This window comes from Corynebacterium callunae (assembly GCF_046592015.1).
Lineage (GTDB): Bacteria > Actinomycetota > Actinomycetes > Mycobacteriales > Mycobacteriaceae > Corynebacterium > Corynebacterium callunae_A.
In genome coordinates this window covers 191251-203490 of the sequence record NZ_JAWVOB010000004.1, presented here as the reverse complement: position 1 = coordinate 203490, position 12240 = coordinate 191251, and the positions used below count along the sequence as shown (strand labels likewise).

Here is a 12240-nt window from a genome sequence, read left to right as displayed (position 1 = left end):
AGCGAGCCTGACACCTCACGTTGATTTTTCACGGCTCGTACTTCGTTCGGCGAAGAAGCGGGCCTTTTGTGGTTTTTAAGCCACAACCGGCAAGCCCCGGGTTCGAATGAAGCTCAAGCTAGATGTTTTTAGAGTTGTAATTTGATATCCCAGCGAAAGGCTTTCCCCAATAATGTTCTCCCACCACGCGCAGGCGGTGCTCTCATGAGCTCTAGCCCCCAGGTTATTTCCCGCCCGGTGCGCTACCACGAGGATGCCTCCAGCTTGTTTGCCCACCTCGGTGGCACCACAGCAGCGGATTCAGCCCTCCTGGAAAGCGCAGATATCACCACCAAAAACGGTCTCTCATCCCTAGCCGTTCTCAAAAGCTCGGTGCGCATTACCTGCACCGGCCAAACTGTGCTCACGGAGCCTTTAACCATCTCCGGCGAGCGGGTCATTGCACGCCTGAGCCAGCAACTCAGCGCTTACCACAACGGCGACAACACCTTCACCTTCCCGGTCTCTGAGGCCGTCGACGAGCGCGAACGCCTCACCGCCACCAGCACCATCGAGGTTTTGCGCAAGCTGCAATTTGAATCCGAGGTTCAGGAATCCGGATTGCCGCTGCTCATGGGTGGTTTTGCCTTTGATTATCTGGAAACCTTCGAGGCGCTACCCGCCGTCGAGGAGAGCATCAACACCTTCCCCGATTACCAATTCCTGCTCGCCGAAATCGTGCTTGACATCAATCACGAAGAACAAACGGCGCAGCTCATCGGCGTATCCAGCGATCCAGACGCCCTTGAGGCCGAGCTTAACCAGCTTGCCACGCTTATCGACGACGCTCTCCCCGGGAGCGAGCACGCCTATCAGGTCACCCTTCACGAGGGCGACACCCTGCGGGTGCACGCCGACATTCCCGATGCGGAATTCCGCAAGCAGATCACCGATCTCAAGGAAAATATCTACAACGGCGATATCTACCAAGTAGTGCCAGCCCGTACCTTTAGCGCTCCCTGCCCCGACGCATTTGCTGCATATTTGCAGCTACGCGCCACCAACCCTTCCCCTTATATGTTCTATATCCGGGGACTAAACGCTGGCCGTTCCTATGAACTTTTTGGTGCCTCCCCAGAATCCAACCTAAAGTTCACGGCAGCGGATCGCCAGCTGCAGCTATATCCCATCGCTGGTACTCGCCCGCGCGGCCTTAATGCCGATGGCACCATTAATGATGAACTAGATATCCGCAATGAACTGGACATGCGCACCGATGCCAAGGAAATTGCCGAGCACACCATGCTGGTGGACCTCGCCCGCAATGACCTCGCTCGGGTATCCGTACCAGCCACGCGCCGGGTTGCCGATCTCCTGCAGGTAGACCGCTATTCCCGCGTTATGCACCTGGTCTCCCGAGTGACTGCAGAGCTGGACCCCGAACTTGATGCTCTGGACGCCTACCGTGCGTGTATGAATATGGGTACCTTAACCGGCGCTCCCAAGCTGCGTGCCACCGAGCTGCTGCGCGGCGTCGAAAAGCGTCGTCGTGGTTCCTACGGTGGGGCAGTGGGCTACCTGCGCGGCAATGGTGACATGGATAATTGCATTGTTATCCGTTCGGCATTTGTGCAGGATGGCGTGGCTGCGGTCCAGGCTGGCGCTGGTGTGGTGCGCGATTCCAACCCCCAATCCGAAGCCGATGAGACTTTGCACAAGGCCTATGCCGTGCTCAACGCCATCGCGCTTGCTGCTGGTTCCACCCTGGAGGTCATCCGATGACTCACGTAGTTCTTATCGACAATCACGATTCCTTTGTTTATAACCTGGTTGATGCCTTCGCGGTGGCCGGTTATCGCTGCACCGTCTTCCGCAATACCGTGCCCATCGAGACGGTATTGGCGGCCGAGCCCGATCTCATTTGCCTGTCTCCGGGGCCGGGATATCCCGCCACCGCTGGAAATATGATGGCGCTCATCGAGCAGACCTTGGGCAAGATTCCACTGCTCGGCATCTGCCTCGGATACCAGGCGCTCATTGAGCACCATGGCGGCACCGTGGAACCCTGTGGACCAGTCCACGGCACCACCGATGACATGATCCTCACCGACGCCGGCGTAGCACACCCAGTGTTTGCGGGCTTGGCTACCGACGTCGAACCTGATCATCCTGAGATCCCTGGACGCAAGGTTCCCATCGCCCGTTATCACTCTTTGGGCTGTGTGGAGGCACCGGAGGGAATTGTTTCCCTCGGTGCCTGCCAGTCCAAGATCGGCGATGTGATCATGGCTGCCAGCACCACCGATGGCAAGGCAATCGGCTTGCAGTTCCACCCTGAGTCAGTGCTCAGCCCCTCCGGCCCGATCATTTTGAGCCGCTGCGTCGAAGCACTACTACAGCACAACTAATTTAAGGAGATACTTTTTACTATGACTTCTGCAGCAACCTTGAAGACCCTCAACGCTTACCTGGACAATCACAATCCCACCTTGGAAGGGGCCATTGAGGTTTTCACCCCGCTGACCGTCGGTGAATATGATGACGTCCACATCGCCGCCTTGTTGGCTACCATCCGCACCCGCGGTGAGACCTTCGCCGATATCGCTGGCGCTGCCAAGGCCTTTATTGCCGCTGGCCGTCCTTTCCCCATCACCGGCAAGGGCATTATGGATTCCGCCGGTACCGGTGGAGACGGCGCCAACACCATCAATGTCACCACCGGCGCATCGCTGATCGCTGCCTCCGGCGGAGTGAAGATGGTCAAGTGCGGTAACCGTTCTGTGAGCTCCAAGTCCGGCTCCGCCGACGTCCTCGAGGCTCTTAATATTCCTTTGGGCCTGGATGTGGACCGCGCAGTGAAGTGGTTCGAAGCCTCCAACTTCACCTTCCTTTTTGCTCCTGCTTATAACCCAGCAATTGCACACGTACAGCCAGTACGTCAGGCACTGAAGTTCCCAACCATCTTCAACACCTTGGGACCTTTGCTTTCCCCAGCCCGCCCAGAGCTACAGATCATGGGTGTGGCTCGTCCTGAGTCCGGCCAGCTTATTGCTGAGGTTTTCAAGGAACTCGGCCGTAAGCGTGCCTTGGTTGTCCACGGCGCTGGCACCGATGAGATCGCTGTGCACGGCACCACCTTGATGTGGGAGCTCAAGGAAGACGGCGAGATCATTCACTACAGCATTGAGCCTGAAGATCTGGGCCTGGGCCGTTATGATCTTGCTGATCTAGTTGGCGGCGTCGGCGCGGAAAACGCTGCTGCTATGCGCGCTACTTTTGCGGGCACCGGCCCTGATGCACACCGCGATGCTTTGGCTGCTTCTGCCGGTGCAATGTTCTACCTCAATGGCGATGTTGCCACCTTGAAGGAAGGCGCTGAAAAGGCCTTGGGTTTGCTTGCCGATGGCACCACCGAGAAGTGGTTGGCAAAGCATGAGGAGATCGATTACTCAGAAGAGGAGCAGAACTAAGAATGAGCAATAGTAATTTGCCTACCGTTCTTGAGGGAATTGTGGAAGGCCGCCGCGGCCACCTCGAGGAGATCCGTGCGCGTATTGCCCATGTGGATGTAAACAGCCTGCCTAAGTCCACTCGTTCCCTTTATGATTCTTTGAACCAGGGTAGGGGAGGGGCGCGCTTTATTATGGAGTGCAAATCTGCCTCACCTTCTTTAGGCATGATCCGCGAGCACTACCAGCCAGGCGAGATTGCACGCGTGTACTCCCGCTATGCCGCTGGCATCTCGGTGCTATGCGAGCCGGACCGCTTTGGTGGCGATTACAACCACCTGGCCACCGTCGCTGCCACCACCCACTTGCCGGTGCTGTGCAAAGACTTCATTATTGATCCCGTTCAGATTCATGCCGCACGCTATTTCGGTGCCGACGCCATTCTGCTCATGCTCTCTGTCCTAGACGATGAAGAGTACGCAGCGCTCTCCGCTGAGGCTGCGCGCTTCGGGCTGGATGTACTCACCGAGGTTATTGATGAGGAAGAAGTTGCCCGCGCTATCAAGCTGGGCGCCAAGATCTTCGGCGTTAACCACCGCAACCTCCATGACCTCTCCATCGACCTGGATCGTTCCGGCCGCTTGGCCAAGCTGATCCCTGCTGATGCGGTGCTGGTTTCTGAGTCCGGTGTGCGCAATACCGAAACTGTGCGTCAGCTCGGCGCTCACTCCAATGGTTTCCTCGTAGGCTCTCAGCTAACCAGCCAGGAGAACGTGGATCTGGCTGCGCGCGAATTGGTTTATGGCCCCAATAAGGTCTGCGGACTTACCTTCGAAACCGCAGCGCAGACCGCTCGTGCCGCTGGCGCTGTTTATGGTGGATTCATTTTTGAAGAGGCTTCTCCACGCAATGTTTCACGTGAAACATCGCAAAAAATCATCGCCGCCGAGCCCAATCTGCGCTACGTGGCCGTGAGCCGCCGCACCTCCGGGTATAAAGAATTGCTTTCCGACGGCATCTTCGCCGTACAAATCCACGCTCCCTTGCAGGGCAGCGTGGCAGCCGAAAAGGAACTCATCGCCAACGTTCGCGCCGAGGTTGGCGCCGACGTTGAGGTCTGGCGCGCTATTTCGATGTCTACTGAATTCGGCGCCGAGGTGGCACTGGCGGTGGCGAGAGACGTCGACAAGCTAGTTTTGGACGCTAATGATGGCGGCAGTGGTCAGGTCTTTGACTGGTCCACCATCCCTGCTGAGGTGAAGGCGAAGGCGTTGTTAGCGGGCGGAATTTCCCCGGATAATGCCGAGGCTGCGTTGGCTGTGGGCTGTGCCGGTTTGGATATTAATTCTGGCGTGGAATACCCGGCTGGAGCAGGGCAGTGGGCTGGCGCGAAGGATGCCGGTGCTTTGCTTAAGATCTTTAAGACTATTTCGAATTTCCACTACTAAAGGTAAGAGAAAATGACTGAACAAAAGAAGCTCGGCGGCAGCACCTTATTGCCTGCCTACTTTGGTGAATTCGGCGGACAATTTGTTGCTGAATCCCTCCTGCCTGCGCTGGACCAATTGGAAAAGGCCTTTGTTGACGCCACCAATGATCCTGAATTCCGCGCGGAGTTGGCTGGCTATTTGCGTGATTACTTGGGCCGTCCCACCCCGCTGACCGAGTGCTCCAACCTGCCTTTAGCCGGAGCTGGCAAGGGCTATGCGCGCATCTTCCTCAAGCGTGAGGATCTGGTACACGGTGGTGCACACAAGACCAACCAGGTTATTGGCCAGGTGCTGTTGGCTAAGCGCATGGGTAAAACCCGCATTATCGCCGAGACCGGCGCTGGCCAGCACGGCACGGCTACCGCACTTGCGTGTGCACTGATGGGCCTGGAATGCGTTATCTACATGGGCGCTAAGGACGTTGCACGCCAGCAGCCCAATGTGTACCGCATGCAGCTGCACGGCGCCAAGGTGGTTCCAGTTGAGTCCGGTTCCGGCACCCTGAAGGACGCCGTAAATGAGGCGCTGCGCGATTGGACCGCAACCTTCCATGAGTCCCACTACCTGCTGGGTACTGCTGCTGGCCCACACCCATTCCCCACGATTGTGCGTGAATTCCACAAGGTGATTTCCGAGGAAGCTAAGGCACAGATGCTCGAGCGCACCGGCAAGTTGCCTGATGTGGTTGTTGCTTGTGTGGGCGGCGGTTCCAATGCCATTGGTATGTTTGCTGACTTCATTGATGAGGAAGGCGTGGAGCTGGTTGGCGCTGAGCCTGCCGGTGAGGGCCTAGATTCCGGCAAGCACGGCGCGACCATCACCAATGGACAGATCGGCATTTTGCACGGCACCCGTTCCTACCTGATGCGTAATTCCGATGGCCAGGTGGAGGAATCCTATTCCATCTCCGCTGGTTTGGATTACCCAGGTGTCGGCCCACAGCACGCATATTTGCACTCCATTGGACGCGCAACCTATGTGGGTATCACCGATGCCGAAGCATTGCAGGCTTTCCAGTACTTGGCTCGTTATGAAGGCATCATTCCGGCTCTCGAATCCTCCCATGCTTTTGCCTACGCTCTGAAGCGCGCCAAGACCGCTGAAGAGGAAGGCAAGGAAATCACCATTTTGGTCTCCCTCTCCGGCCGTGGCGATAAGGACGTGGACCACGTGCGCCACACCTTGGAAGAGCACCCAGAACTAGTACTTTCTCGAGACGACGCAGAAAGCAGCGAGGCATAATTATGAGCCGTTATACCGACCTTTTCACCCGCCTGGACGAAGCAGGGGAGGGCGCCTTTGTTCCCTTCGTCATGCTTGGCGATCCTGATCCTGAGGCCTGCTTTGAGATCATCTCCACCATCATCGAGGCCGGCGCTGACGCGCTGGAGCTCGGTGTGCCATTCTCCGATCCAGTAGCCGACGGCCCCACCGTGGCTGAGTCCCACCTCCGCGCCCTCGACGGCGGTGCCACCGTGGACAGCGCCCTGGAACAGATTAAGCGCGTGCGCGCAGCCTACCCAGAGGTTCCAATCGGCATGCTCATCTACGGCAATGTGCCTTTCACCCGCGGCCTCGAGCGCTTCTATGAGGAGTTCGCAGCAGCTGGTGCCGATTCCATCTTGCTGCCCGATGTTCCCGTCCGCGAGGGTGCGCCATTCTCCGCTGCTGCTGCGGCTGCCGGAATTGACCCCATCTACATCGCTCCAGCCAACGCTAGCGAGACTGTGCTCGAAGGTGTGTCTGCTGCATCCAAGGGCTATATCTACGCGATTTCCCGCGATGGTGTGACCGGTACCGAGCGAGAATCTTCCACCTCGGGACTTTCCGCCGTGGTGGATAACATCAAGAAATTCGATGGTGCTCCGATCCTTTTGGGCTTCGGCATTTCCTCCCCACAGCATGTTGCCGACGCGATTGCGGCTGGCGCTTCTGGAGCCATCACCGGCTCTGCGATCACCAAGATCATCGCTTCCCACTGCGAGGGCGGCCACCCTAATCCATCCCATATCAAGGACATGGACGGCCTTAAGCGCGAGCTCACCGAGTTCATCTCTGCAATGAAGGCAGCGACCAAGAAGGCTTAGGTTTTCTCGCTGCTCCCCGTGGAGTTTGCGGGTGCAGAAAAGGGCAATGTTTCACGTGAAACATTGCCCTTTTTTATTTGCACTGAGCGTGTGTGGCTATTTTCGCGCTTTTCGACGCCGCCCAGCGGGGTAGGGTGCTGGGCTTGGTTGGCGAGGTTAAGGTTTTTGAGCGCGGGCTGGAGGCACCGGGGCACCCACGGGAGGAGCAATCTTGGGGTAAGTACGACCCTCAGCATTGGAAACCGGGGCAGCTTCTGCCTTAGCAGCACGCTCGCGATGAGGGGCTGGATCCCAGTTTCCATCAACTGCACGCTTCTGGAAGATCATGGCACCACCAAGCAGAATGGCTGCAATGATAAGGATCAGGATGAGTCCACCAAAGCCTTCAATCTTCGCAGCAGAACCTACAGCAATACCGAACCAACCGAAGTCTGCATCGCCAAATGTGGTGTTTTCAGAGCCGAAGGAACCAAGCACTCCGAGCAAGAAAGCAGGAAGGAAGGTGATGAGAAGTCCATTGGCAAAAGCTCCAAAAATTGCTCCGCGGCGACCGCCAGTAGCGTTACCGTAGACGCCAGCTGCGCCACCTGTAAAGAAGTGGGGGACCAGACCGGGAAGAATCAGCGCAACGCCAAATGCTGGGTTAAGCCAAGAAGCCAAAACTGCAAGGCCAACCAAACCGCCGACGAAGGAAGAAATAAAGCCAATTAGAACTGCATTCTGTGCATAAGGGAAAACAATGGGTGCGTCCAAAGCAGGAATTGCACCGGGTACAACCTTGGCTGCAATGCCCTGGAAAGCAGGAACCAATTCGCCCAGGATCGTGCGGACACCAAAGAGAATTACCGCGACCGCCACACCAAACTGGAGGCCCTGGGTGAAGGCTTGCATGATGTAGTTGCCAACATTGGTAGCGCCATCAGGGAAAGCAGTAAAGGCTTCCTCAGTACCGGCTCGAACCATAAACAAGATGGCGAGAACGATGTACATGATAGCCATAGACAAAGCGGTGGACACCATGGAATCGCGGAGGAAGCGAAGACCTTCCGGCACCTTTAGCTCTTCCGTGGAGGGGCTAGCTTTCTTACCCGTGCCACCAACTAGTCGACCGACGGTACCGGCTGCAATATATCCCGCAGTTCCGAAGTGTCCGATTGCAATAGAATCATCGCCAGTAATTCGACGGGTCCAAGGGTGTGCAAAAGCTGGTAGGGAAACCATGAGGATGCCAAGTAGAAGAGCACCAACGCCAACGACGATCCAGGAAGCAAACCCTGCTGTTGCCAAGATGATAGTAAGCATCGTTGCCATGAAAAGCACATGGTGACCAGTGAGGAAGACATAACGCAGGTTGGTGAAACGTGCCAGAACCAAAGAGATGGCAAAGCCAAGAATCATCAGCCATGCAACCTGTGCACCATACTGCTGCTGGGCAATGCCGGCGATGGCTTCATTTGTAGGCACAACACCTTTCATTCCAGTGGCACCCATAATCATTGCTCCCATTGGCTCCAGGGAAGCCGTAACCAGCGAGGCACCAGCGCCAATGAGGAGGAAACCAAGTGTTGCTTTGATTGCACCACCGATTACTTGACCGGTCGAACGTCCCATCGCTCCGAGTCCTACGGCAGTGATAATACCGATGAGAAAAGCGGGGACTGCGAGAATTTCATTTACAAGAAAGAGCGGAATGGTTAACCAATCCATATTTATCAGTCCTTTATTTTTGGGGATTATTTAAACGTCGTACAGTTCGCGCAGCGCTGCATCGATTTCATCTGTACTTGTGAAATCATTGATCACCTGAACTGGGATTCCTACGTCTCCGAGCGTGCGGGCAATCTCCCCTGAAGTCATGATCAGGTCAGCCTCTTTCGCTTTACCCTTGGCAGAGATTGTGTCAGTTGCTTCCACAGTCATATATGGCCCCCAACCCCAAGCGTCAAAAACTTGTTCAAGGGTGTTTTTGAGGAAGAGGGAAGTACCCAATCCATTTCCGCAAACAGTCAGAATCTTGTCTCGGGTGTTGGTCTGAACCGATTCAGACTTACGATTTTCCGTATTTTTATTTTGGTCAGCTGAAGCTCGCTTTGGGGTACCTGCTGCCGCTTTTTCTAGGATCTCCTGAATTTCTTCAGGAGTAGTAGCTTCATTGAGTGCTTGACGATACTTTCCTAACGCCTTCGCCAGCGTTGCCATCGCCTTAGTATGAGAGTTCGCATCTTTCGCCGCCAAAGCGACAATCAAATCAACTGGATCATTCTTCTCATGCCCAAAGGAGACAGGGGAGGAGAGACGTACCCATGACATTGCCGTCTCATGCACTGCTGCACTGGGGCGCGCGTGGGCAAAAGCAAATCCCGGTGCCACAACAATATAGGGTCCGTTTTCCTCCACGCTTGCGATCATCGAGTCGGTGTAGCTGGAATCAATACTGTGGGTTTTCTCAAGCAAGGCACCTGCCACGCGGATTCCGGCACGCCAATCTGCCACTTCTCGGTCAAGTTCTATTCGTTCCGTTACTAACAAATCTTTGAATATCGACATACCCTGAGACTAGTTCACAGTTTTGGTTTTAAGTGGGTTCAGACACAAATCAACACCAATAAATTCACATTCAAAAGAAGTCAATGTTTCACGTGAAACACTGACTTCGAAACACCCCTCCGTAGTAGAAGAAGCCATCCATCCTGCCACTTTTCCAACGCACGCAAGAGTCTTAATAGTCACCGCCCGACCCCTATTCTTTCCACTCCCACAAGAGTTGAATTAGAAGTATGAGCACAACGGCAATTCAAGTTCGTGGACTCTCAAAAAAGTTCGGCCACTTTTTGGCACTGGACCAACTTTCCTTTGATGTTGCCCAAGGCGGCATCCACGGATTCTTAGGACCCAATGGTTCCGGAAAATCAACAGCAATTCGTACCCTCATCGGCGTTCTTACTCCCACCGCGGGACAGGTGGAAGTACTTGGTCAAAACCCCATCAAAAATCCGCGGGTGCTGCGACAGGTGGGTTATGTTCCAGGCGATGTTGCACTCTGGGACAACCTCAGCGGTGGGGAAGTCCTCCGCGCCATGGAGTCTCTGCGTGGCATTAAAAATGATCCCGCCCGCGAAGCAGAACTCATTGAGGCTTTTGAACTGGATCCCACAAAGAAACTTCGTGCATACTCCACCGGTAATCGTCGCAAAGTCAGCATCATTGCCGCGATGGCACACCGCCCTGAACTTCTCATTTTGGATGAGCCTACCGCTGGCCTTGATCCGCTCATGGAACAAATCTTTATGCGGGAAGTCCGCCAAGCTCGCAATGATGGTGCCACTGTCTTTTTGAGTAGCCACATTCTCAGCGAGGTGGAGGCCCTCTGCGATTACGTGACCGTTCTTAAAGAAGGTCGCGCCGTGGCTTCCAATGAGGTCACTTATCTGCGCCAGATTTCCGCGCACCATATCAGCGCCACCATCGAGTCTGTCCCACCGGAACTGCTCCAAGAGCCCAAGGTGGAATTTGGAAAAGGCCATCTTTTAATCACCACTGAGGCAAAAAAGGTGCCAGCCATTCTGCGCGTCATTATCGACAACGGAGGCCAGGACATCGTCAGCACTCCAGCCTCGCTCGAAGAAATCTTCTTCAAGAATTTTGGAAAGTAGTAGCCATGATTCGCCTCAACCTCCGTTTAAAGCACTTCTTTATCCTGGCCTGGTTGCTGTGTCTATGGGCAATGCTAGCCATCACTCCTTCCTCCTATGTGAGCTATTACCCAGAACTGAGCGACCGCACCCAATTGCTTTCCGAGCTCCAAAACAACCTGGGCACCCAAGCTATGTACGGTGTACTGAACGCACCTGGAAACATCGGCCAATTAACCAATTGGAAAACCGGTGCCTGGCTCGCCATCCTCTCTGCAGTAATGAGTGTCTTATTGCTGAGCTCTTTGCACCGCACCGCCGAAGCCAAAGGCACCGGCGAGCTCATCCAGTCCACCGGTCATCAACGCTCCGCAGTATTAAAGGCAGCACTACTCACCGGTGGGGTAGTGGCGGCCATTAATGGCGCTGTATCCACGGCTATTCTCATCATCTTGAGGCTTACTCTCACCACGGAACTCACCATCGCTGGTTCTATAACTTATGGGCTCAGCATTTTTCTCACCATGCTTGGCATCATGGCATTGGCAAGCATCGTGCAGAGCCTGTGGGGCACCGCCCATAACCTCAATCGCCTTGGACTCTTGGTCATCGCCGGAGCATTTTTGGTGCGCGTTTTTGCAGATACCTCCTCCCAAGCTTGGGCACACTATCTCAACTGGATTTCCCCTCTAGGTTGGCGCAGCGTTATTGACTGCTTCGGCACAGACAACTGGGGCAGCATCCTCGTCTTCGCAATAGCTAGCCTGGCATGGGCTGCAATCGCACTCTGGCTTAATTCTCGCCGCGAGTTCAACTCACATCTCCTGCATCTACGCCGAGCTCACCACGCGCATCAACGCCGCATTGGAGGTCTGCACAGCCTCAACTTGGTCATGCACCGCACCGGAATCATCACCTGGGCAGTGGTGGTCGGCGCAATGCTGCTCACCTTCCTCCCACTTATCGATTCCCTCATCCCGCTCCTCCAAGAAGACGAAGCCACCCGCCAGGCCCTCCAATCCTTCATCCCCATGGCGGACTTCCAAAAAGCCTTCATCACCTACGCCTTCCAACTCTGCGCAATCCTGGTCGCCATCGCCTGCGTGGCACCCATCGTCGCCTACATCGCCGAAGAACACCGCGGCATCGTCGATCTGATCCGCAGCGCTGGCACCGCCCGTTACGCGCCCCTGGAGGGCGCTGTGGTCATAAGCTTTTCGACGCTCGCTTGCTGTACTTTCTTCGCCATCGCGGGTGGCTTAGTGGCCTTGCAAATCCAGACTTCTACTGTGGAGGAGGGGAATAGGATCATCCTCGAATCGACTCTCAATCTGTTTTTGCAGTCCCTGCTCTTTATCGGCCTCGCCGTTCTTATCGCCGGTGTTGCACCACGTCTAATCCAGTTGGCGTGGGCTCCCATCGCAATAGCTGCAGTGGTGTCCATTTTCGGACAAGTTTTGGGACTGCCTCAGGAGGTGATTAATCTTTCTCCCTTTAGCCAGACAGATAGTGCCTCGCTACTTATGTTTGCCGCGATTGGAGTCCTTGCGGTTGGGGGAGGGCTGTGGGGATCGTCTCTACGGGAAGTTTACAAATAGCCAGC

General features: G+C 55.4%; 10 protein-coding genes. 8 read left to right on the top strand and 2 right to left on the bottom strand.

All coding sequences use genetic code 11. The features are described 5' to 3' along the window. Window positions 1-204 precede the first annotated feature (204 nt). The 6 genes from SFC07_RS06590 to trpA are packed head-to-tail and all read left to right on the top strand — an operon-like array spanning window position 205 to window position 7005. Window positions 205-1761 carry an anthranilate synthase component 1 gene (locus tag SFC07_RS06590; RefSeq protein ID WP_411207430.1) on the top strand — a complete coding sequence of 519 codons (1557 nt, stop codon included), beginning with the start codon at window positions 205-207 and terminating at the stop codon, window positions 1759-1761. Beyond that, on the top strand, window positions 1758-2387 hold the full coding sequence (locus tag SFC07_RS06585; protein ID WP_411207429.1) for an anthranilate synthase component II: 630 nt from the start codon (window positions 1758-1760) through the stop codon (window positions 2385-2387). Before SFC07_RS06590 ends, SFC07_RS06585 begins: the two co-directional genes overlap by 4 nt. A gap of 21 nt (window positions 2388-2408) precedes the next feature. Beyond that, on the top strand, window positions 2409-3449 hold the full coding sequence (gene trpD, locus SFC07_RS06580; RefSeq protein WP_411207428.1) for an anthranilate phosphoribosyltransferase: 1041 nt from the start codon (window positions 2409-2411) through the stop codon (window positions 3447-3449). A gap of 2 nt (window positions 3450-3451) precedes the next feature. Beyond that, complete coding sequence (gene trpCF / locus SFC07_RS06575; protein WP_411207427.1) at window positions 3452-4876, top strand: bifunctional indole-3-glycerol-phosphate synthase TrpC/phosphoribosylanthranilate isomerase TrpF; 1425 nt, start codon at window positions 3452-3454, stop codon at window positions 4874-4876. Between the two features lie 12 nt (window positions 4877-4888). Then, entirely contained in the window at window positions 4889-6160 is a 1272-nt protein-coding gene (gene trpB / locus SFC07_RS06570; protein ID WP_411207426.1) for a tryptophan synthase subunit beta, read from the top strand. A 2-nt stretch (window positions 6161-6162) separates the two neighbouring features. Further along, complete coding sequence (gene trpA, locus SFC07_RS06565) at window positions 6163-7005, top strand: tryptophan synthase subunit alpha (protein ID WP_411207425.1); 843 nt, start codon at window positions 6163-6165, stop codon at window positions 7003-7005. A 156-nt stretch (window positions 7006-7161) separates the two neighbouring features. Here trpA and SFC07_RS06560 read toward each other — a convergent pair whose 3' ends face one another. Continuing rightward, window positions 7162-8712 (bottom strand): PTS ascorbate transporter subunit IIC, encoded by a 1551-nt coding sequence (locus SFC07_RS06560; protein ID WP_411207424.1) that lies wholly within the window; start codon window positions 8710-8712, stop codon window positions 7162-7164. Window positions 8713-8742: 30 nt separating this feature from the next. Beyond that, complete coding sequence (locus SFC07_RS06555; RefSeq protein ID WP_411207423.1) at window positions 8743-9552, bottom strand: PTS sugar transporter subunit IIA; 810 nt, start codon at window positions 9550-9552, stop codon at window positions 8743-8745. Window positions 9553-9782: 230 nt separating this feature from the next. Between SFC07_RS06555 and SFC07_RS06550 the strand changes: the two genes are divergently transcribed. After that, window positions 9783-10658, top strand: a complete 876-nt coding sequence (locus SFC07_RS06550; RefSeq protein WP_411207422.1) for an ABC transporter ATP-binding protein — start codon at window positions 9783-9785, stop codon at window positions 10656-10658. Window positions 10659-10663: 5 nt separating this feature from the next. Continuing rightward, window positions 10664-12235, top strand: coding sequence for an ABC transporter permease (locus SFC07_RS06545; protein WP_411207421.1), 1572 nt, complete (start codon window positions 10664-10666; stop codon window positions 12233-12235). The last annotated feature ends 5 nt before the right edge of the window (window positions 12236-12240 follow it).